The sequence below is a fragment of the Lysobacter soli genome (assembly GCF_009755585.1).
Taxonomy (GTDB): Bacteria; Pseudomonadota; Gammaproteobacteria; order Xanthomonadales; family Xanthomonadaceae; genus Lysobacter_J; species Lysobacter_J soli.
In genome coordinates, this window is sequence record NZ_CP046603.1 from 1,135,095 (window position 1) to 1,155,007 (window position 19,913).

Consider the following 19,913-nt stretch of genomic DNA (forward strand, 5'->3'; position numbering starts at 1 on the left):
CCAGAAATGAACAAGATGATGATGGCGGTGTCGTTGCTTCTCGTGTCCGCCGCGGCGTCGGCGAACAGCGGTACGCAGGTGAAGGTGGAAGGCGCGCGCTCGCCGGTGTCGGAGCATTCGCTGGTGCGTTTCGATGCGGCGCAGAACGTCGCGTTCGCGGGCAAGAAGAAGCCGGCCGCGAAGGCCGAGGAACCCAAGGCTGCGGAGCCGGCGAAGGAAGAGACCGCCAACCTCGATCCGAACACCTACAAGCCGAAGACCCAGTTCGACAACACGCCGTACCGCTTCAACATGCACCAGAACGGCAAGAAGATGACGGCCGACGAATTCGACGCCTGGATGAAGTCGCGCGGTTTCCGCGTCGCGAAGGGCAACGGCGGCGGCGCTGCGCCGGCGGCCGGTGCCGCTCCGGCGGGCAAGGAAGTCGCTGCGGAAGCCAAGGCGAAGTAAGCCGCCCGGTTTCACCATCACGCGCAAAGAAAAGGCCGGTCATCGACCGGCCTTTTTTGTTGTCAGCAATTTCGCGAACTCAGCCCTTGAGCACGCCCAGCTCGCGACCGATCTTCACGAACGCCGCGATCGCACGATCCAGGTGTTCGCGCGTGTGCGCCGCCGACATCTGCGTGCGGATGCGCGCCTGCCCCTGCGGCACGACCGGGAAAAAGAAACCGATCGCGTAGATGCCTTCTTCGAGCAGCCGCGCGGCGAATTTCTGCGCCAGCGGCGCGTCGTACAGCATCACCGGCGCGATCGGATGCACGCCCGGCTTGATGTCGAAACCGGCCTTCGTCATCTGCTCGCGGAAATACGCGGTGTTCTCCGCCAGTCGCTCGCGCAGGTCGCCCGCAGTCGACAGCATCTCGAAGGCCTTGATGCCCGCGGCCACGACGTGCGGCGGCAGCGAGTTCGAGAACAGGTACGGACGCGAACGCTGGCGCAGCAGTTCGATCACTTCGCGCTTTGCCGTCGTGAAACCGCCGAGCGCGCCGCCCATCGCCTTGCCGAGCGTGCCGGTGAAGATGTCGATCTTCTCCATCACGCCCTTCACCTCGGCGGAGCCGCGGCCGTTCGCGCCGAGGAAACCGGTCGCGTGGCATTCGTCGATGTGCACCAGCGCGCCGTACTGCTTCGCCAGACGCGTGATTTCGTCCAGCGGCGCGATGAAGCCGTCCATCGAGAACACGCCATCGGTCGTGATCATGATCGTGCGCGCGCCATCGGCCTTGGCCTGTTGGAGCTGCTTCTCAAGATCGGCCATGTCGCAGTTGGCGTAGCGGTAGCGCTTGGCCTTGCACAGGCGCACGCCGTCGATGATCGAAGCGTGGTTGAGCGCGTCGGAGATGATCGCGTCCTTCTCGTCCAGCAGCGGCTCGAACAGGCCGCCATTGGCGTCGAAGCAGGCGGCGTAGAGGATGGTGTCCTCCGTGCCGAAGAAGTCGGCGATCGTCTTCTCCAGCTGCTTGTGCAGGTCCTGCGTGCCGCAGATGAAGCGCACCGACGCCATGCCGAAGCCGTGCGTGTCCAGCGCATCCTTCGCGGCGGCGATGACGTCCGGATGATCGGCGAGGCCCAGATAGTTGTTGGCGCAGAAGTTCAGCACCGTGCGGCCGTCGGCGAGCGTGATCTCCGCCGACTGCGGCGAGGTGATGATGCGCTCGGACTTGAACAGGCCGGCGTCGCGGATTTCCTCGAGCGTGCGCTCGTAGCGTTCGGTCAGGCTCATGTGCGCTCCGGTCAGTTCCAGCTCAGCACGACCTTGCCGGCCTTGCCCGCTTCCATCAGGTCGAAGCCCTTCTGGAAATCCTCGACGGGAAGCTGGTGGGTGAGCACCTTGCCGAGCGGGAAACCGCTGAGCACCAGCTGCGTCATCTTGTACCAGGTCTCGTACATCTTCCGGCCGTAGATGCCGTGGATGGTGAGGCCCTTGAAGATGATCTTGTCCCAGTCGGCGCCCGCGCCCTTGGGCATGATGCCGAGCATCGCGATCTTGCCGCCGTGGTACATGCAGTCGAGCATGTCGTTGAACGCGCGCGGATTGCCGCTCATTTCCAGGCCCACGTCGAAGCCTTCCATGTGCAGGTCGGCCATCACGTCCTTCAGCGACGTGTTGGCGACATTCACCACGCGCGTGGCGCCCATGTCGGCGGCGAGCTTCAGGCGGAAGTCGTTGACGTCGGTGACCACCACGTTGCGCGCACCGATGTGCTTGCAGATGCCGGCGGCGATGATGCCGATGGGGCCAGCGCCGGTGATCAGCACGTCCTCGCCGACGACGTCGAATTCCAGCGCGCAATGCGCGGCGTTGCCGTAGGGATCGAAGAACGCGGCGAGCTCGGACGGGATCTGGTCCGGGATCGGCCACAGGTTGCTGGCCGGCATCACGATGTATTCGGCGAACGCGCCGTTGCGGTTCACGCCGATGCCGGTGGTGTTGGGGCACAGGTGCTGGCGACCCGCGCGGCAGTTGCGGCAGTGGCCGCAGACGATGTGGCCTTCGGCCGAGACGCGCTGGCCGATGGTGTAACCGGTCACGCCGGCGCCGACTTCGACCACGCGGCCGACGAACTCATGGCCGATCACCAGGCCCGGCTTGATCGTGCGCTGGCTCCATTCGTCCCACAGGTAGATGTGCAGATCGGTGCCGCAGATCGCGGTCTTCTCCAGCTTGATCAGCACCTCGTTCGGGCCGGGCGTGGGGACGGGCACTTCTTCCATCCAGATGCCCTTGCCGGCTTCGCGCTTCACCAGCGCTTTCATCGTTTGCGTCATGTGGGATTCGTCCGCGGACTGGCGGTAAAGAGGGGCGAATTATACGCGGCGGCCGGACCTTGACCGGGCCCGCGGGTTTGCCGCAGGCCGGCGGCTTCGCCTATCGTCGCCGCCTCCCGAGCCGCGAAGAACCCGATCCCACCATGCGCCGCCGTCTGTTGAGCCTGTCCGTTTCGATCCCGCTGGCCCTGGGCCTGAACAGCGCCGCCCAGGCCGATGAAGGCATGTGGATGCCCTCGCAACTGCCCGACATCGCCGGCCAGCTCAAGGCTGCCGGCTTCCGCGGCAACGCGCGCGACCTGGCGGAACTGGCGAAACCGCCGATGAACGCGGTGGTGAAGGTGGGCGGGGCGAGCGGCGCGTTCGTCTCCAAGGACGGCCTGGTGCTGACCAACCACCACGTCGCGTTCGGCGTGATCCAGTACAACTCCAAGCCGGGCCGCGACCTGATCCAGGACGGCTACATCGCCGCCGATCGCGCGGCCGAGCTTCCGGCCAATCCCGACTATCGCGTGCTGGTGACGACCGGCTTCGACCGCATCACCGATCGCATCCTCGCCGGCGCGGCGGGCAAGCAGGGCCGTGCGTACTTCGACGCCGTCGACGCGGCGACCAAGTCCGTCGTCGCCGAATGCGAACGCGAGTCCGGCACGCGCTGCAGCGTCGCCAACATGTACTACGGCACCGACTTCTACCTCGTGCGCCAGCTCGAGCTGCGCGACGTGCGCCTCGTCTACGCGCCGCCCAACGCCATCGGCAATTACGGCGGCGAGGTCGACAACTTCGTCTGGCCGCGCCATGCCGGCGATTTCACGCTGCTGCGCGCCTACGTCGGCAAGGACGGCAAGCCGGCCGATTATTCGCCCGACAACGTGCCGTACGTGCCGCCGGCGCATCTGCAGGTGTCCACGCGCAACGTGAAGGAAGGCGATTTCGCGATGCTCGCCGGCTACCCCGGCGTGACGTTCCGCCATCGCATGGCGTCGGAATTCGCGAACCAGATCGACTGGCAACTGCCCTCGCGCGTGGCGCTGTTCCAGAAGATGATCGACGTGATCGAAGGCACCGCGGAGAAGGACGAAGCCGCGCGCGTCGCTTACGCCTCGCAGGTGCGCAGCCTGAAGAACAACCTCAAGCGCGCGCAGGGCGAACTCGACGGCTTGCGCCGCAGCGACGCCACGCGCGTGCGCCGCGAGGATGAAACGTCGATGTTCGCGTGGCTCGACAGGCAGCCCGATGCCGCCGCTACGCGCGCCGACATCGCCGCCGCGCAGGCGGTGCTCGACGCGGGCGTCGCCACGCGCGAACGCGACCAGCTCCTCGGCGCGATCCAGTCGCAGACGCAGCTGCTGCGCGCCGCGATCACCGTGCAGCGCCTGGCGAACGAGCGCACCAAGCCCGATGCGCAGCGCGAAACCGGGTACCAGCAGCGCGATGAAGTGCTGATCACCGGCCAGTTGAAGCAGGCGCAGCGTCGCTACGCGCCGCAGGTCGAGAAGGCGCTGCTCACCGAACTCCTGACGCAATACCAGGCGTTGCCTGCCGCGCAGCACGTGCCGGAATTCGACGCCGTGTTCGGCACCACGCCGGCGCAGCTGAAGCAGAAGCTCGACGCGATGTACGCCGGCACGCAGCTGGGTACGGAAGCCAATCGCCTTGCCGCGATGCAGGCCGATCGCTCCGCGCTCGCCGCATCGAACGACACGCTGCTGCAGGCCGCTGCGTCGCTTATGCCGGCGTTGTTGCGCCTGGACGATGAAGCCAAGGCCAGCGCCGGCGAACTGCTGCGCCTGCGCCCTGCGTACATGCGTGCGCTCATCGCGTATCGCCAGTCGCAGGGGCGCGCCGTGTATCCCGACGCGAACTCGACGCTGCGCGTGAGCTACGGCCGCATCAGCGCGATGGATCCGCGCGACGGCGTGCATTACCGGCCGCTCACCACCGTGCAGGGCATCGTCGAGAAGCACACCGGCGAGGAGCCGTTCGATGCACCGAAGCCGCTGCTTGACGCGATCGCGAAGGGCGATTTCGGCACCACCGCCGAACCGAGCCTCGACACGCAGACGGTCGACATCCTCACCAACCTCGACACGACCGGCGGCAACTCCGGCTCGCCGGTGCTCGATGCGCAGGGCAAGCTCATCGCCCTGAACTTCGACAGCAACTGGGAAGCGGTGAGCGCCAGCTGGATGTTCGATCCGCGCTTCAAGCGCGCGATCCACGTCGACATGCGCTACATGCGTTGGCTGATGGCCAAGGTGTATCCGGCGCCGCACCTGCTGAAGGAAATGAACCTGCCGGCGGAGTGACGCATGGAGTTTGCCGATGCGGGCGGCTCGATCCGGCATGAATGGGCTTCATGCACGGGCCGCCAATTCGCGCCGCACCGCAGCATGGTGCGGCTTCGCATGCGCGGGCTAGACTCGGCCTTCGATCATCGAAGGAGTGGCGCATGCGTTTTGCGGGGCTGGCGGTTGCGATCGGAAGTGGGTTGGGCGCGATGCTCGCGGCGAATGTCGCGCAGGCCGTCGAAGGCATGTGGGTGCCGCAGCAGTTGCCGGAAATCGCCGGCCCGCTGAAGAAGGCCGGGCTGAAGCTCAATCCCTCGCAGCTGGCCAACCTGACCGGCGATCCGATGGCCGCCGTGGTCTCGCTCGGTGGCTGCACGGCGAGCTTCGTGTCGCCGCAGGGCCTGGTCGTCACGAATCACCACTGCGCATACGGCGCGATCCAGCTCAACTCCACGCCCGAGAGGAACCTGATGCGCGACGGCTTCAACGCCGCCACGCCCGCGCAGGAAGTCTCCGCTGGTCCGAACGCGCGCATCTATGCGCTGGACACGATCCAGGACGTGACCAAACAGGTGCGCGCGGCGATCGATCTCGCGCCCGATGCGCTGGGCCGCACGCAGGCGCTGGAGAAGACCGAGAAGCAGCTGGTCGCCTCGTGCGAACGCGAGCCGGGTTTCCGCTGCCGGCTTTACAGCTTCTCCGGCGGCAACAGCTATCGTCTGTTCCGCAATCTCGAAATCAAGGATGTGCGTCTGGTTTACGCGCCGCCGGGCAGCATCGGCAATTACGGCGGCGAAGTGGACAACTGGACGTGGCCGCGCCACACCGGCGACTTCGCGTTCTATCGCGCGTACGTCGGCAAGGACGGAAAGCCCGCGGCGTTCTCGCCCGACAACGTGCCGTACCAGCCGAAGCATCACCTGAAAATCGCCGACAAGCCGCTGGGCGAACGCGATTTCGTGATGGTCGCCGGTTACCCCGGCCGCACCGCGCGGTATGCGCTCGCCGAGGAATTCGACGAGACGGCGACCTGGACGTACCCCACGATCGGCGAGCATTACAAGCGGCTGGTCGCGCTCGTGCAGCGCGAAGGCGGCAAGAATCCCGACATCGCCGTGCGTTACGCCAGCACGATCCGCGGCTGGCAGAACGTGATGAAGAATTACGACGGCCAGCTGGAAGGCTTCAAGCGCATCGGCGCGGCCGAGAAGAAGCAGGCCGAGGAAACGGCAGTGCTCGAATGGCTGCGCAAGCAGGAGCCGCAGGGCGAAGCGGCCATCGCGGCGCACGGGAAACTCGTCGCGCTGGATGAGGCCGCGCGCACGCATCGCGAACGCGACCTCGTCTTCGGCCAGCTGCGCAGCACCGGCACGCTCGGTGCGGCGACGCAGCTGTACCGGTTTGCGCTGGAGCGCGCCAAGCCCGACGCCGATCGCGAGCAGGGTTACCAGGAACGCGACCGCCCGACCATCGAAGGCGCGATGCGCCAGATGGAACGTCGTTATGTTCCGGCGATGGATCGCGAACTGCAGGCGTACTGGCTGCGCGAATACCTCAAGCTGCCCGATTCGCAGCGCGTGCCCGCACTCGACAAATGGCTCGGCGGCAGCGACGAGAAGGCCATCCAGGCCGCGCTCGACAAGCTCGCCAAGACCAGGCTCGGCAGCACGCAGCAGCGCATCACGCTGATGGACGCCGACAAGGCGTCGTTCGAGAAGAGCAAGGATCCGGCGGTGCAGTTCGCTGTCGCGATCATGCCGACCGTCCTGCAGCTGGAGCAGGAAGGCAAGGCGCGCGCCGGCGATGCGCTCGTCGCGCGACCGGTGTATCTGCAGGCCGTCGCCGACTACAAGAAGAGCAAGGGCCAGTCGGTGTATCCGGATGCCAATTCGTCGCTGCGCATCACCTTTGGCAACGTGACTGGCTACACGAAGACCGATGGCACGAAGCAGGTGCCGTTCACGCGTCTGGAGGAAGTGGCGGCGAAGGCCACAGGCAAGGAGCCGTTCGATGCGCCGCAGGTGCTGCTCGATGCGATCGCCGCGAAGAACTACGGCGGCCTGGCCGATCGCAAGCTCAAGACGGTTCCGGTGAATTTCCTATCGGACCTGGACATCACCGGTGGAAACTCGGGCTCGCCCGTGCTCGATGCGCAGGGCAAGCTCGTCGGCCTCGCGTTCGACGGCAACTGGGAGTCCGTGAGCAGCAACTGGGTCTTTGATCCGGCGATGACGCGCATGATCGCGGTCGACCAGCGTTACATGCGCTGGATCATGCAGGAGGTCTTCCCGGCGCCGCAGCTGCTGGCCGAGATGGGCGTGCCGGAGAAATCAGGGAAGTAAGCCACGACTCGCTTTCGTAGCCCGGGTGCGCGAAGCGCACCCGGGTGAGGTGACAGCCCGCAGGCGCGCGGAATCACCCTTCGGCGATCTCGTAATCGAACGTGTAGTAGTGCTTGCCTTCGACGATGTCGATCTGCATCCGTCCGCGCAGGCCTTCCAACTCGCCTGTGGCCGAGTCCGGCACCACCGTTAGCGACAGGGTCGGTACGCCGCGATCGAGCGTGCCGTTGTGTTGGGTGAGGAACGCGCCGCGGAGGCCGTCGAGCGTGCCGTCGATGCGCTCCACCGCCACGTAGGCCGCCGAGCCATCGACCTGCGTGCCGACCGCGAGCATGTGCACGATGCCGGTCGCATCCAGCGCGCCATGGAACTGCTTGTCGAAGCGGAAGTGGCCGGCCACCGCGCCGCCGCCCAGATCGAACCCGCCTTCCGGGTTGCGCTTCACGTCGAACTCGCCCTTGACCTGTGCCATTGCCGTCGCTCCATGAGTAGAACGCGCATCGTCCCGCAGGCGCGCGGCGGTTGCCAGTGCAACCGTTGTGCGCCACGGCGCTTTTGCTAGGCTGCCGCATTCGGCGCGACGCCTCCGTCGGCCGCCCTCACGGATCCGAACTCATGCGCATTCTGCTCGCACGTCACGGCGAAACGCCCTGGAACGCCGAAGGCCGCTACCAGGGACAGGAAGACATTCCGCTGTCCGACGTCGGCATCGGGCAGGCGCGCGCGCTGGGCGAGCGCTTGCGCGACGTGCAGATCACGCGTGCCGTGGCCTCGCCGCTGGGCCGTGCGCGGCAGACGGCGGAATTCGCGCTGGGCGATCGCGATCTCCCGCTCACGCTCGATCCGGGCCTGATGGAAATCGCGCACGGAACGTGGGAAGGCCTGCTCGCCACCGAGATCCGCGAACGCGATCCCGAGCGCCTGCAGGCATGGCGCGACACGCCGCACGAAGTGCTGATGCCCGAAGGCGAATCGCTCCAGCACGTGTTCGACCGTGCGTGGCCCGCCTTTGCGCGCGCCGCCGAGGGCCTTGGCCCGAGCGACACGCTGCTGGTCGTCGCGCACGATGCGGTGAACCGCGTGCTGCTGTGCCATGTCCTCGGCATTCCGTTCGCGAAGCTGTGGACGTTCCGCCAGGCGCCGACGACGATCAACCTGCTGGAAGGCCCGGACGTCGACCATCTGGACGTGGTGCGCCTGAACGATTGCAGCCACCACACGGCGTTCTTCGGCGAAGCGGTGCACCGGGCGCTTTGAGGCCGCGGGCCCCGTCACGGGCGCCACCGGCGATAATGCGCGGATGACCCGCACGCTCGCCGACTGGCTCCAGTACATCGAACGCATCCACCCCCGCTCTATCGACATGGGGCTCGACCGCATCCGCGTGGTCGCGCAGTCGCTCGGCCTGGGCAAGCCGGGCAGGGCAGTGATCACGGTAGGCGGCACGAACGGCAAGGGGTCGACGGTCGCCTTTATCGAGTCGATCGCGCGCGCGGCCGGCTGGAAGGTCGGCGCGTACACGTCGCCACACCTGCTGTCTTACAACGAGCGCGTCCGCATCGACGGCGCCGACGCGTCCGACGACGCGCTGATCGAGGCGTTCGAGGCGATCGAAGCCGCGCGCGGCGACACGCAGCTGACGTACTTCGAGTACGGCACGCTCGCCGCGTTGTGGTTGTTCGAGCGCGCGGGGCTCGATCTCGCGATCCTGGAAGTCGGCCTGGGCGGGCGCCTCGACGCAACCAACCTCATCGACGCAGACGTCGCGATCATCACCACGGTCGACCTGGACCACCAGGATTACCTCGGCGACGACCGCGAGCAGATCGGCGCGGAAAAGGTCGGGATCGCGCGCGCGTGGAAGCCGCTGGTGCTGGGCGACGACGATCCGCCCTCGAGCGTGCTCGGTCACGCCTACCGCATCGGCGCGCCGACATGGCGCATCTCGAACGATTTCTTCTTCAAGGCTCTCCCGTCGTCGCTGGACCCCGACGGCAACGCGTTGCCCGCGCGCTGGCAATGGCGCGAGATCGGCAAGCGCCTGGAACTGCCCGCGCCGCAGCTGGCCGCGCCGGTGCAACTGCGCAACGCGGCGGTCGCAATCGCCGCACTGCGCGCGCTGAAGGAACTGCCCAGACCACTTCCGCGACAGGCGTATTCGGAAGGCATCGCGAACGCGCGTGTCGGCGGCCGCTTGCAGCGGTTCGAACGCGATGGCGTGGAGATCGTCGTCGACGTCGGCCACAACCCGCAGGCGGCCCGCGCGCTCGCCGACTGGATTCGCGCCTCGCCCGCGCGGGGGCGCGTGATCGCCGTCTACGCCGCGCTGTCCGACAAGGACGCCGTCGGCGTGGTCGAGGCGATGGCGGCGGTGGTCGATCGCTGGCATCTGGCCGGGCTGCTCGGGGCCGGCCCGCGCGGCGGGAACGTGGATGCGCTCGCGGCGCGTCTGTCCGGCACCGCAGCGGCGGACGGCACGCGGCACGCGGACGTCGCACAGGCGCTGCGGGCCGCCCGTGCGGAAGCGAAGGCGGGCGACCGCGTGCTGGTGTTCGGCTCGTTCCACACCGCGGCGAGCGCGCTGGAGTCGCTCGCCCGCGACTGAACGTGACCGGCATCGAACCGGCCATGACGGATCGCGAGGGTATAATTCGCGCGGCGATCCGCCTGCGGTAAACGAGAACCGATGGAACCTGCCCTGAAACAGCGCGTCATCGGTGCGGTCGTGTTGATCGCACTGGCGGTGATCTTCCTGCCGATGCTGATCAAGGGGCCGGCCCCCGAAAGCGGGGCGTCCAATGTCCCGCTCGAACTCCCGAAGGCGCCGGAAGGCGACTTCGAAACCCGCGAACTCCCCCTCGTGAGCCCCGGCCAGGCGCCCAGCGGCGGCGCGGTCGGCATGAACGCCGGCCCCGCGTCCGGCGGCGACGCCGACACGCTCCCGACCGTCGACACCACCGCGACCACGCCGACGGCGCCCGTGCAGGGCCCGATGCCGGCCGCGACCGGCGGCGGCAACTTCGCCGTCAGGTTCGGCAGCTACGCGAGCACCGCCGACGCCGAGCGCGTCGTGAAGGCGCTGCAGGGCGCGCAGCTGATCGCCTACCAGGAACCTGTGCCGGGCAACGGCCGCACGCTGCACCGCGTGCGCATCGGCCCGTTCGCCACGCAGGCCGAGGCCGAAGCCGCACGCCTCCAGTCCGCACGCGTGCGCAGCGACGTCGGCGCCAAGGTCGTCGTGCTCGACGCCGAATCCGCCGAGCCCGTCGTCAGCGCCTCGCAGCCGGCCGCGACGCCGGGCTCGTCCGTCTCGGCCCCGGTGCCGCTGGCCGAATCGCGCCCCGCTCCGGCCGCCGCCGCGCCGCTCCCGCCGGAGCCGGCCAAGCCGGCCGCGGCGAAGCCTGCCGCCCCGGTCGAGAAGCCGGTGGCCAAGGTCGAAAAGCCCGTCGAGAAGCCCGCGACCCCCGCACCGCAGCCTGCGACCCGCACCAGCGCCCCGGCCGCGTCCGGCACGGGCTTCGCGGTGCAGCTGGGCGCCTTTGGCAGCGCGGCCGAGGCCGACAAGCTGCGCGATCGCGCGCGCGGCGCCGGCTTCAGCGCCTTCGTCGAACAGGTCCGCACGGACAAGGGCGTCCTGAACCGCGTTCGCGTCGGCCCGGTCGCCAGCCGCGACCAGGCTGATCAGCTGAAGGCGCAGGTCGCATCGAAACTCGGCGTGAGCGGCATTGTCCGCCCGCATCCCTGACCCCATCTGGGCCTTGGATTAGCGCATGGGCGCGATCGACTGGGTCCTGCTGGCGGTGGTCGCGGTATCGGCGCTGTTCGGGCTGATGCGCGGCTTCGTCGGCGTGCTGGCTTCGCTGATCGCCTGGCTGTTGGCCGGGTGGGCGGCGTTCCACTTCGGCGGCGACGTCGGGCTGATGCTCTCCGGCGATGGTGAGATCGGCGCCGGCGAGCTCTTCGGCGGCTACGCGCTGTGTTTCATCGGCGTGCTGGTGGTGGTCGGCCTGGTCGGCTGGCTGGTGCGCAAGCTGGTGCAGTCGGTTGGCCTGTCCGGGCTCGATCGCATGCTCGGCCTGGTGCTCGGCGTGGCGCGCGGTGCGTTCGTCGCCTGCGTGCTGGTGCTGCTGGCCGGATTGACGGCAATGCCGCGCGAGCCGGAATGGCATCGCTCGCAGGTGGTGCCGGTGTTCGTGCCGGGCGCGCAGTGGATGCGCGCATGGTTGCCCGAGTGGGCCGCCGAGCACGTCGACCTCGACGGTCGCGTGCCGACGGAGCATCCGGAACTTCCGCCGGCGTCGCCGGACGCCACGCCGGCGCTGCCGGCACCGGTGAGCGAGGCCTGACGGCCATCGCGATCAGGCGGGCCTCGCGCCCGCGGCAACACACAACTTCACAGCAGGACTCATCACCATGTGCGGCATTCTCGGTATCGTCGGCCACAACGACGTCGCGGCGCAGCTCTACGACGGTCTGACGGTGCTGCAGCATCGCGGCCAGGATGCGGCCGGCATCGCCACGGCGAACGGCAGCAAGCTTCGCGTGCACAAGGGCAACGGCCTGGTCAGCGACGTGTTCGACGAAGGCGCGATGTCGCTGCTGGAAGGCCGCGTCGGCATCGCGCATTGCCGCTACCCCACCGCGGGCAGCGAAGGCTCCGACGAAGCGCAGCCGTTCTACGTGAACTCGCCGTTCGGCATCGCGCTCGCGCACAACGGCAACCTGATCAACACCGACGCGCTTCGCAACGAGGTGTTCGAACAGGATCGCCGCAACGTCAACACCGAATCCGATTCGGAAGTGCTGCTCAATGTCTTCGCGCATGAGCTCGACACGCAGAAGGCACTGACCCCCGACGCCGCGTTCCGCGCGATCGAGGGCGTGAACCGCCGCTGCGTCGGCGGATTCGCCGTGGTGGCGACGGTGCTGGGCCTGGGGCTGGTGGCCTTCCGCGATCCCAACGGCATCCGCCCGCTGGTGCTGGGCAAGCGCAACAGCGGTGGGCAGGACGAATACGCGGTCGCGTCCGAATCCGTCGCCCTGGACCTGCTCGGCTTCGAGCGCGTGCGCGACGTGCGCCCGGGCGAAGGCATCGTCGTCACGCCGCGCGGCGAGCTGTTCACGCGCCAGTGCGCCGAGCCGCGCCAGCACACGCCGTGCATCTTCGAATACGTGTACTTCGCGCGCCCGGACTCGATGATGGACGAGGTCTCGGTGCACAAGGCGCGCATGCGCATGGGCCAGAAGCTCGGCGAGAAGATCCTGCGCCTGCGTCCGGACCACGACATCGACACCGTCATTCCGATTCCCGACACCTCGCGCGATGCCGCGCTGGAAATCGCGAACGTCATCGGCGTGAAGTATCGCGAGGGGTTCATCAAGAACCGCTACGTCGGCCGCACCTTCATCATGCCGGGGCAGGGCGAGCGCGCGAAGTCCGTGCGCCGCAAGCTCAATCCGATCCCGCTGGAATTCCGCAACCGCGTCGTCCTGCTGGTCGACGACTCCATCGTGCGCGGCACGACGTCGAAGCAGATCGTGCAGATGGCGCGCGATGCCGGTGCGCGCAAGGTGTATCTCGCCTCCGCCGCGCCCGCCGTGCGCTATCCGAACGTGTACGGCATCGACATGCCGTCGGCCGAGGAGCTCGTCGCGCACGGCCGCACGGACGAGGAAGTCGAGAAGCTCCTCGGCGCCGACTGGCTGATCTACCAGGACCTGTCGGACCTGGAGGAGGCCGTGTCGGGCCCGAAGCAGCGCATCAACGACTTCGATTCGTCGTGCTTCAACGGCGAATACGTCACCGGCATCGAGCCGGGCTACTTCGAACGCATCCAGCAGCTGCGTTCGGACGAAGCGAAGAAGACGCGGAGGGCGTGACGTGCGCGAACTGCAGCGGGCGATGATTCCCGACGACGAGAACGGCGACGTGCTGCGTCGCATGCTCGACGACGGCGACGACCTGACGCTCGCGCGGCCCATCGACTTCTTCCACGTTTTCGCGGAAGAGTCGGACGCGCAGGACTTCTTCGCCGCCGCGGCGGCGCGGCCGGAGCTCGCGGTCGAAGGCCCGGATTTCGACGACGACGACGGCATCTGGGAAGTCACGGCGACGCGCGTGATGGCGCCGGAGCACAAGGCGATCACCGCGCTCGAAGCCGAACTGACCGAACTGGCGGCGCAATATCGTGGCTACCCGGATGGCTGGGGCTGCGATCCGGCCGCGACCGCGCACTGACGTGTCCGCTTCGCTGTTCGACGCCGCGCGTGCCTGCCTCGACGCGGCCACGCCGGAGGCGAAGATCTCGGCCACCTTCGCTGCCGCAGACGCGTTTTCGCGCGGTGAACTGACGATTCCCGACGACGCGCCGGCGCCGGAGGCGATCCGCATGCCGGGCCGTCCGCAACGTCCGCTGCTCGTGCATCCACGCGACCTGCCGCGACGCGGCTTCGGCAGCAACGAGGGACGCGCTGCGTTCATCCACGCGATCGCACACATCGAGTTCAATGCGATCGATCTTGCGTGGGACGCCGCGTACCGGTTCCGCGGGATGCCGCGCGAGTTCTATGCGGACTGGGTAAACGTCGCGAACGACGAGGCGCGGCACTTCAACCTGCTGCGCGCGCGCCTGCGCGAGTTCGGCCACGACTACGGCGATTTCGACGCGCACAACGGCCTGTGGGAAATGGCCGAGAAGACCGCGCACGACGGCCTCGCGCGCATGGCGCTGGTGCCGCGCGTGCTGGAAGCGCGCGGGCTCGACGTGACGCCGGGGATGATCGTGAAACTGCGCGCATTGGGCGACGAAGCGACGGTCGCGATCCTGGAGACCATCCTGCGCGAGGAAGTGGCGCACGTCGCCGCCGGTTCACGCTGGTATCGCTGGTATTGCGAGCGTGCGGGGGTCGATCCCGTGCCGCGTTTCCGCGAACTGCTGGCCGAGTACGCACGCGCCGTGCTGTACGGCCCCTTCAACCGCGAAGCGCGCAGCGCAGCGGGATTCGGGCCGGAGGAGCTGGAGGCGCTTGAAAAGCTGGCGGGTTAAGCAGCCGCTGACCAACCCGTCATCCCGGCGAAAGCCGGGACCCAGGCCGTCAAACGTTCAGACGCGCGTCATTCCAGAGCGAAAGCTGGAATCCATTGGTCCGGATCTTGTTGCACGAACATCGCAGTGCTGTGCGGCAATGCCAGCTCGATGCTCCCGCTTCGTTGCCCCTCACCCCAACCCCTCTCCCGCAGGGAGAGGGGCCTCACGGCATCGCCAGGCCACACAACTCGAACCCCTTGCGCGTCACGCGCAGTACCGAGCCGTGGTCGTACCAGTCGCCTAGCACGATGCGCTCGCACGGGCGGCCTTCAACCATGAGTTCATGCACGGCCGGACGGTGCGTGTGGCCGTGGACGATGCGCTCGATACCATAGCGGCCGAACGTGCTGTCCACCGTCTGCGGCGACACGTCGGTGATCGTTTCCATAGTGCCCTGCTGCTTCAGGCCGCTCTGGTGCGCACGGCTCGCCGCGCGGGCCTGCTGTGCGAACGCGATGCGCGCCGGCAGCGGCTGGGCGAGGAACTGCGCCTGCCACTTCGGATCGCGCGTCTGCGCGCGGAACTGCTGGTAGGCCAAGTCGTCGGTGCACAGCGTGTCGCCGTGCATGATCAGTGTGGGTTCGCCGTAGAGCATCACCACCGACGGATCGGGCAGGATGCGCATGCCGGCGCGACGGGCGAAGTCCTCGCCGACCAGGAAATCGCGGTTGCCGCGGATGAAGTACACCGGCACGCCCGAGGCCTGCAGGGCGTGCAGCTCGCTCGCCACGAACGCGCCCGTTTCGGACGGATCGTCGTCGCCCACCCACGCTTCGAACAAGTCGCCCAGGATGTACAGCGCGTCCGCGTGGCGCGCCTCGGCGCGGATGAACTGGCCGAACAGTTCGGTGATCCGGGGACGCTCGGCGTCGAGATGGAGGTCGGAGATGAAAAGGGTCGCCATGGGGGGATTCTAGGGCCTTGCGCGCCGGATCCGGCCGCATCGCGCCCGCTCCGGTAAAATCGCCGGTTTCCGCCGTTCCGAGTCGCCCGCATGAGCTGCCGCACCCGTTTCGCCCCCAGTCCCACCGGCTACCTGCACATCGGCGGCGCCCGCACGGCGCTGTATTGCTGGCTGGAGGCGCGCCGTCGCGGTGGCGAGTTCGTCCTGCGCATCGAGGACACCGATCGCGAACGCAGCACGCAGGCGGCCATCGACGCGATCCTGCAGGCGATGGAGTGGCTCGGGCTGTCCTACGACGAGGGCCCGATCTACCAGACGCAGCGCCTGGAGCGTTACCGCGCCGTCGCCGAGCAGATGGTCGCCGCCGGCACCGCGTACTACGCCTACGAGACGAAGGAAGAACTCGAAGCCATGCGCGAGAAGGCCATGGCCGCCGGCGACAAGCCGCGCTACAACGGCGCGTACCGCGATCGCAACGAGGGCTTCCGCGACGATCCCAACCGCGTGATCCGCTTCAAGAACCCCGTCGACGGCGTGGTGAGCTGGGACGACAAGGTGAAGGGCACCATCGAATTCGCCAACACCGAACTCGATGACCTGGTGATCTTCCGGTCCGACGGTTACCCAACCTACAACTTCGCCGTGGTCGTCGACGACCTGGACATGGGCATCACCGATGTCGTGCGCGGCGACGACCACGTCAACAACACGCCGCGCCAGATCAACATCTACCGCGCGCTCGGCGCCACCGTGCCGCATTTCGCGCACCTGCCGATGATCCTGGATCCCGAAGGCGCCAAGCTGTCCAAGCGCACCGGCGCGGCCGACGTCATGCAGTACCGCGAGATGGGCTACCTGCCGCACGCCCTGCTGAACTACCTCGTGCGCCTGGGCTGGTCGCATGGCGACCAGGAGATCTTCTCCATCGCGCAGATGACCGAGCTGTTCGACCTGAAGGACGTGAACGCCAAGGCCTCGCGCATGGATCCGGCGAAGCTCGGCTGGCTCAACCAGCAGTACCTGAAGAACGACGATCCCGCTGATGTCGCCAAGCACCTGGAATGGCACCTGCACGCGCAGGGCCTCGACACGGCGAAGGGCCCGGCGCCGGCCGACATCGTGATCGCGCTTCGCGACCGCGTGCAGACGCTGAAGGAAATGGCCGAGCGAGCGGCCGTCTGGTTTGGCCCGCTCACGCAGTACGACGATGCAGCGGTCGCCAAGCACCTGACCGCCGCCGCCCGTGCGCCGCTGGCCGATGCGCGCGAGCGCCTGGCCGCGCTGCCGCAGTGGAGCGCCGAAGCGGTCTCGCAGGCGCTGCACGCCACCGCCGAGGCGCTGGGGATCGGCATGGGCAAGGTGGCGCAGCCGATGCGCGTGGCGATCACCGGCACGCAGGTGTCGCCGGACATCTCGCACACCGTGTACCTCGCGGGGCAGGCCGAGGCGCTGGCGCGCATCGACGCGGCCCTTGCAAAAGTGCCGGCCGGCGCCTAAATCCTGAGTATCCCGACACGGGCCGCGCCATGAGCCACGACCACGCCTGCACCGACCCGACGCACCACGTGCACGATGGCGACGCCTTCGTGCTCGAGGTCGAGCGTGCGTGCGAGGCGCGCGGCCTGCGCCTGACGCCGATCCGCGCCCACGCGCTGCGCCTGATCGCCGACGCCGGCCGCCCGGTGAAGGCGTACGAACTGCTCGACCAGATGAAGGCCACGCACGACGCCGCGGCGCCGCCGACGGTGTATCGCGCGCTGGATTTCCTGCTCGAACACGGCTTCATCCACAAACTCGCGTCGATCAACGCCTTCGTCGGCTGCCATCACCCGGGTTCTGCGCAGCACGCCGTGCCGTTCCTCATCTGCGACCGCTGCCAGTCCGCGACGGAGCTGGAGGACGAGCGCATCGTCGACACGCTCGACCGTCGCGCGCGCGAGCTCGGATTCACCCCGCAGGCGCAGACGCTGGAAGTGCACGGCGTCTGCGCAGCCTGCGCCAGGGCCGACGCGGCCTGATGCTCTGCGCCGCGACGGCTTGACCGCGGCGCTTCGAACCTAGAGATACGTGCGCGTGAACAGTTTCAGTTCGCGCGCCTCGATTCCGGCTTCGCGTCGCGTGGCGACGAAGTAGTCCAGCAGCTCCGCGCGCGTGGACGCGGGAATGTCGAGCGTCTGCTCGGTCGAGGTGCGCGGTGCTTCATCTCCTGCTGAGACCCGGGAGCCGGGCCGCGGACTGCCCGTGGATCCAACGAGTGCGCCCTTGAAGCGCAGCACACCTGTCGTCGATTGCGCATGCGCGGACTGGCCCGCGGCCAGCAACGCCGCAGCGATGGAAAGGGAAATGACGGCTCTCATCTTCGAATCCCCTGAAGCGCGGCACAGTGCCGCAGCCGCATTCTGCGAAAAAGTCTCAGCCAGCAGCAGGTGAAACGACTGAGAAAAAATCGCATTGCTTCAGATATTCGCGAGTGATAAGCGGCGCGCCGCTCAGATCACCCGACGCTGGGCCGCCGTCGCTTCATCGCCGGTGTTCGGCGTTCCGGTGGGCTCGATCAGCATCAGGTGCGCCTCGTCGATCGCTACCGGGCGATGCTCCATGCCGCGCGGAACAACGAACAGCTCGCCCGGGCCGAGTTCGACCGCGCCGTCGCGCAGTTCAATGCGGATGCGCCCGTGCAGCACGAGGAACAGGTCGTCGCTGTCGGCGTGCGAATGCCAGACGAATTCGCCCTTCACCTTCACCACCATGATGTCGTGGCCGTTGAAGGTGGCCACGGTGCGCGGTTGCCAGTGCTCGTCGAACGTGGCGAGTTTCGCGGCCGTGTTGATCGGAACGTGCGTCGTCATGTCGCCTGCGCCTGCGGTTGTGCGCCAACCGGCGCCGGCGCGGATTCGCGGATGGGAAGGTTGGCGGCGGCGGCGATGAGCGCCAGCGCCATGTCGGCGTACCACATCCAGCTGTAGTCGCCGAAGCGCTCCAGCACCAGGCCGCCGACCCACGCACCGAAGAAGCCGCCGAGCTGGTGCGAGAGCAGGGTGAGGCCGAACAGCGTGCCGAGGTAGCGCGGCCCGAAGAGTTTGCCGACAAGGCCGGCTGTCGGCGGCACCGTCGCGAGCCAGGTCAGGCCCAGCGCTGCGGAGAACAGGAAGAACGTCAGCGGCGTGGGCGGCGAGATGAGGTAGATCGCGATCAGCACCGCGCGGCTCGCGTACATCGCCGCAAGCAGGTACTTCATGCGGAAGCGCTGCCCGAGCCAGCCGGCGCCCAAGCTCCCGGCGACGTTGAACAGGCCGATCAGCGCCAGCGACACGGCCGACACGCTGGCGGGCAAGCCGCACAGCGCGATCTCGCCTGGCAGGTGCGTCACGAGGAACGCGATGTGCAACCCGCAGGTGAAAAACCCCAGGTGCAGCATCCAGTAGCTGCGATCGCGCACGGCGATGCGCAGTTGCTCACGCAGGCCGATGCCGGGTGCCGTGCTTGTCGGCGTCGCATTCGCACCCGTCTGCGGGGTGGCGGCCGCGCGTCGACGCAGCGGCCAGGCGAGCGGCAGTGTCGCCAGCGCGGAGGCGGCGAGGGTGAACATCGCCACGCCCCATCCGGCGACGCTGATCACCGCCTGCACCAGCGGCGCGAACAGGAACTGGCCGAACGATCCGCCCGCGTTGATCACGCCCGCGGCCATCGAGCGCTTTTCGGCCGGCATGTGCTGCGCGGTGGCGCCGATGAGGATCGAAAAACTCCCGGCGCCGGCGCCTGCCGCGCTCAGCACGCCGAGCGTCAGCAGCAGGCCCCATTCGGACGCAAGCGCCGGCGCCAGCGCCATGCCGGCTGCGAGCAGCAGTCCGCCGAAGACGAGCACGCGTCCGGGCCCGCGCTGGTCGGCAATCGCGCCGAACACCGGCTGCACGGCCCCCCAGACGAACTGCCCGATCGCCAGCGCGAAACTGATCTGCGCGACGGTGAGGCCGGTGCTCTGGCCGATCGGCGCGACGAACAGGCCCATCGACTGGCGTACGCCCATGGTGATCATCAGCATCGCCGTGGCGGCGAGCACCAGCGGCCAGTAGCGCGTCGCGGGGTGAGGCGCGTCGGCGGAAAGCGGGGTGGTCATTCCAGTTCCATCCGCGCCATCGCGCGATCGAGGTGGGTGTGCAGCGCATTCACGCCGGCGGCGCCGAGTCGCGCGTCGATCTCGTCCTGCGCCTTGCGCCACAGCGGCTGTGCGCGTTCGAGCACGCGCTTGCCCGCGGGTTTGACGCGCACGAGCTTCGCGCGTGCGTCGTCCTCGCTGCTGGCCAGTTCGATCCAGCCCGCGGCAGCGAGGGGCTTGAGATCGCGGCTGAGCGTCGTGCGGTCCATGCCGATTTCGCGCGCCAGGGCCCCGACCGTCTGCGGCGTGCGCGCGGCGCGACGCAGGATCGAATACTGGTTGAGATTAAGGCCTGCCGCGGCGAGTTCGCGGTCGTAGCGCTGCGTGACCAGGCGCGAAAGCTTGCGCAACCGGAAGCAGGTG

At 68.1% G+C, this 19,913-nt stretch carries 20 protein-coding genes; 12 read left to right on the forward strand and 8 right to left on the reverse strand.

What is annotated here, in order from left to right:
• The first annotated feature begins 6 nt into the window (after positions 1 to 6).
• Positions 7 to 450, forward strand: a complete 444-nt coding sequence (locus GOY17_RS18910) for a hypothetical protein (RefSeq protein WP_232338533.1) — start codon at positions 7 to 9, stop codon at positions 448 to 450.
• 79 nt (positions 451 to 529) lie between these two features.
• Here GOY17_RS18910 and kbl read toward each other — a convergent pair whose 3' ends face one another.
• Both kbl and tdh read right to left on the reverse strand, forming a co-directional pair.
• Positions 530 to 1,723, reverse strand: a complete 1,194-nt coding sequence (gene kbl, locus GOY17_RS05280) for a glycine C-acetyltransferase (RefSeq protein ID WP_157029581.1) — start codon at positions 1,721 to 1,723, stop codon at positions 530 to 532.
• Between the two features lie 11 nt (positions 1,724 to 1,734).
• Entirely contained in the window at positions 1,735 to 2,769 is a 1,035-nt protein-coding gene (gene tdh / locus GOY17_RS05285; RefSeq protein WP_181902679.1) for an L-threonine 3-dehydrogenase, read from the reverse strand.
• 143 nt (positions 2,770 to 2,912) lie between these two features.
• Here tdh and GOY17_RS05290 point away from each other — a divergent pair, with 143 nt between their 5' ends.
• On the forward strand, positions 2,913 to 5,078 hold the full coding sequence (locus GOY17_RS05290; RefSeq protein WP_425482289.1) for a S46 family peptidase: 2,166 nt from the start codon (positions 2,913 to 2,915) through the stop codon (positions 5,076 to 5,078).
• Between the two features lie 227 nt (positions 5,079 to 5,305).
• Complete coding sequence (locus GOY17_RS05295; RefSeq protein ID WP_198173915.1) at positions 5,306 to 7,402, forward strand: S46 family peptidase; 2,097 nt, start codon at positions 5,306 to 5,308, stop codon at positions 7,400 to 7,402.
• Positions 7,403 to 7,475: 73 nt separating this feature from the next.
• Here GOY17_RS05295 and GOY17_RS05300 read toward each other — a convergent pair whose 3' ends face one another.
• Positions 7,476 to 7,874, reverse strand: a complete 399-nt coding sequence (locus GOY17_RS05300; RefSeq protein ID WP_157029583.1) for a DUF3224 domain-containing protein — start codon at positions 7,872 to 7,874, stop codon at positions 7,476 to 7,478.
• Between the two features lie 143 nt (positions 7,875 to 8,017).
• On the opposite strand from GOY17_RS05300, the gene GOY17_RS05305 reads away from it, so the two are divergent.
• The 7 genes from GOY17_RS05305 (at position 8,018) to GOY17_RS05335 (ending at position 14,448) form a co-directional block, all read left to right on the forward strand.
• Positions 8,018 to 8,659, forward strand: a complete 642-nt coding sequence (locus GOY17_RS05305; RefSeq protein WP_115840970.1) for a histidine phosphatase family protein — start codon at positions 8,018 to 8,020, stop codon at positions 8,657 to 8,659.
• Positions 8,660 to 8,702: 43 nt separating this feature from the next.
• A complete protein-coding gene (gene folC / locus GOY17_RS05310; RefSeq protein WP_157029584.1) occupies positions 8,703 to 10,007 on the forward strand; it encodes a bifunctional tetrahydrofolate synthase/dihydrofolate synthase in 1,305 nt (434 codons plus the stop codon).
• A gap of 81 nt (positions 10,008 to 10,088) precedes the next feature.
• Positions 10,089 to 11,147 (forward strand): SPOR domain-containing protein, encoded by a 1,059-nt coding sequence (locus GOY17_RS05315; protein ID WP_157029585.1) that lies wholly within the window; start codon positions 10,089 to 10,091, stop codon positions 11,145 to 11,147.
• A gap of 25 nt (positions 11,148 to 11,172) precedes the next feature.
• The gene (locus GOY17_RS05320) at positions 11,173 to 11,748 is read left to right on the forward strand and encodes a CvpA family protein (protein WP_157029586.1); all 576 of its coding nucleotides are present in this window, start codon (positions 11,173 to 11,175) and stop codon (positions 11,746 to 11,748) included.
• Positions 11,749 to 11,815: 67 nt separating this feature from the next.
• On the forward strand, positions 11,816 to 13,282 hold the full coding sequence (purF, locus tag GOY17_RS05325) for an amidophosphoribosyltransferase (RefSeq protein WP_115840965.1): 1,467 nt from the start codon (positions 11,816 to 11,818) through the stop codon (positions 13,280 to 13,282).
• A 1-nt stretch (position 13,283) separates the two neighbouring features.
• Positions 13,284 to 13,640: a ribonuclease E inhibitor RraB gene (locus tag GOY17_RS05330; RefSeq protein ID WP_157029587.1), complete on the forward strand. Its 357-nt coding sequence runs from the start codon at positions 13,284 to 13,286 to the stop codon at positions 13,638 to 13,640.
• Positions 13,603 to 14,448 carry a ferritin-like domain-containing protein gene (locus tag GOY17_RS05335; protein ID WP_157029588.1) on the forward strand — a complete coding sequence of 282 codons (846 nt, stop codon included), beginning with the start codon at positions 13,603 to 13,605 and terminating at the stop codon, positions 14,446 to 14,448. The genes GOY17_RS05330 and GOY17_RS05335 overlap by 38 nt, the downstream gene beginning before the upstream one ends.
• A gap of 205 nt (positions 14,449 to 14,653) precedes the next feature.
• Here GOY17_RS05335 and lpxH read toward each other — a convergent pair whose 3' ends face one another.
• Positions 14,654 to 15,394, reverse strand: a complete 741-nt coding sequence (gene lpxH / locus GOY17_RS05340; RefSeq protein WP_157029589.1) for a UDP-2,3-diacylglucosamine diphosphatase — start codon at positions 15,392 to 15,394, stop codon at positions 14,654 to 14,656.
• A gap of 90 nt (positions 15,395 to 15,484) precedes the next feature.
• On the opposite strand from lpxH, the gene gltX reads away from it, so the two are divergent.
• Both gltX and GOY17_RS05350 read left to right on the forward strand, forming a co-directional pair.
• Entirely contained in the window at positions 15,485 to 16,891 is a 1,407-nt protein-coding gene (gltX, locus tag GOY17_RS05345; protein ID WP_157029590.1) for a glutamate--tRNA ligase, read from the forward strand.
• A gap of 29 nt (positions 16,892 to 16,920) precedes the next feature.
• Positions 16,921 to 17,412 carry a transcriptional repressor gene (locus GOY17_RS05350; protein WP_115840960.1) on the forward strand — a complete coding sequence of 164 codons (492 nt, stop codon included), beginning with the start codon at positions 16,921 to 16,923 and terminating at the stop codon, positions 17,410 to 17,412.
• A 39-nt stretch (positions 17,413 to 17,451) separates the two neighbouring features.
• On the opposite strand, the gene GOY17_RS05355 is transcribed toward GOY17_RS05350, so the two are convergent.
• The 4 genes from GOY17_RS05355 to GOY17_RS05370 all read right to left on the reverse strand — a co-directional run bounded on the left by GOY17_RS05355 (position 17,452) and on the right by GOY17_RS05370 (position 19,900).
• A complete protein-coding gene (locus GOY17_RS05355; protein WP_157029591.1) occupies positions 17,452 to 17,751 on the reverse strand; it encodes a hypothetical protein in 300 nt (99 codons plus the stop codon).
• A 132-nt stretch (positions 17,752 to 17,883) separates the two neighbouring features.
• Entirely contained in the window at positions 17,884 to 18,243 is a 360-nt protein-coding gene (locus GOY17_RS05360; RefSeq protein ID WP_157029592.1) for a cupin domain-containing protein, read from the reverse strand.
• Positions 18,240 to 19,511, reverse strand: coding sequence for an MFS transporter (locus GOY17_RS05365; protein ID WP_157029593.1), 1,272 nt, complete (start codon positions 19,509 to 19,511; stop codon positions 18,240 to 18,242). The genes GOY17_RS05360 and GOY17_RS05365 overlap by 4 nt, the downstream gene beginning before the upstream one ends.
• Complete coding sequence (locus GOY17_RS05370; protein WP_232338534.1) at positions 19,508 to 19,900, reverse strand: MarR family winged helix-turn-helix transcriptional regulator; 393 nt, start codon at positions 19,898 to 19,900, stop codon at positions 19,508 to 19,510. The genes GOY17_RS05365 and GOY17_RS05370 overlap by 4 nt, the downstream gene beginning before the upstream one ends.
• Positions 19,901 to 19,913: the final 13 nt, after the last annotated feature.

Coding starts and splice junctions, on each gene's coding strand:
- gltX (WP_157029590.1), top strand. CDS start 15,485: ATGAGCTGCCGCACCCGTTTCGCCCCCAGTCCCACCGGCTACCTGCAC.
- GOY17_RS05300 (WP_157029583.1), bottom strand. CDS start 7,874: ATGGCACAGGTCAAGGGCGAGTTCGACGTGAAGCGCAACCCGGAAGGC.
- GOY17_RS05350 (WP_115840960.1), top strand. CDS start 16,921: ATGAGCCACGACCACGCCTGCACCGACCCGACGCACCACGTGCACGAT.
- kbl (WP_157029581.1), bottom strand. CDS start 1,723: ATGAGCCTGACCGAACGCTACGAGCGCACGCTCGAGGAAATCCGCGAC.
- GOY17_RS05315 (WP_157029585.1), top strand. CDS start 10,089: ATGGAACCTGCCCTGAAACAGCGCGTCATCGGTGCGGTCGTGTTGATC.
- GOY17_RS05355 (WP_157029591.1), bottom strand. CDS start 17,751: ATGAGAGCCGTCATTTCCCTTTCCATCGCTGCGGCGTTGCTGGCCGCG.
- GOY17_RS05360 (WP_157029592.1), bottom strand. CDS start 18,243: ATGACGACGCACGTTCCGATCAACACGGCCGCGAAACTCGCCACGTTC.
- GOY17_RS18910 (WP_232338533.1), top strand. CDS start 7: ATGAACAAGATGATGATGGCGGTGTCGTTGCTTCTCGTGTCCGCCGCG.
- GOY17_RS05305 (WP_115840970.1), top strand. CDS start 8,018: ATGCGCATTCTGCTCGCACGTCACGGCGAAACGCCCTGGAACGCCGAA.
- GOY17_RS05320 (WP_157029586.1), top strand. CDS start 11,173: ATGGGCGCGATCGACTGGGTCCTGCTGGCGGTGGTCGCGGTATCGGCG.
- folC (WP_157029584.1), top strand. CDS start 8,703: ATGACCCGCACGCTCGCCGACTGGCTCCAGTACATCGAACGCATCCAC.
- GOY17_RS05295 (WP_198173915.1), top strand. CDS start 5,306: ATGTGGGTGCCGCAGCAGTTGCCGGAAATCGCCGGCCCGCTGAAGAAG.
- GOY17_RS05335 (WP_157029588.1), top strand. CDS start 13,603: ATGGCTGGGGCTGCGATCCGGCCGCGACCGCGCACTGACGTGTCCGCT.
- GOY17_RS05365 (WP_157029593.1), bottom strand. CDS start 19,511: ATGACCACCCCGCTTTCCGCCGACGCGCCTCACCCCGCGACGCGCTAC.
- tdh (WP_181902679.1), bottom strand. CDS start 2,769: ATGACGCAAACGATGAAAGCGCTGGTGAAGCGCGAAGCCGGCAAGGGC.
- purF (WP_115840965.1), top strand. CDS start 11,816: ATGTGCGGCATTCTCGGTATCGTCGGCCACAACGACGTCGCGGCGCAG.
- lpxH (WP_157029589.1), bottom strand. CDS start 15,394: ATGGCGACCCTTTTCATCTCCGACCTCCATCTCGACGCCGAGCGTCCC.
- GOY17_RS05290 (WP_425482289.1), top strand. CDS start 2,913: ATGCGCCGCCGTCTGTTGAGCCTGTCCGTTTCGATCCCGCTGGCCCTG.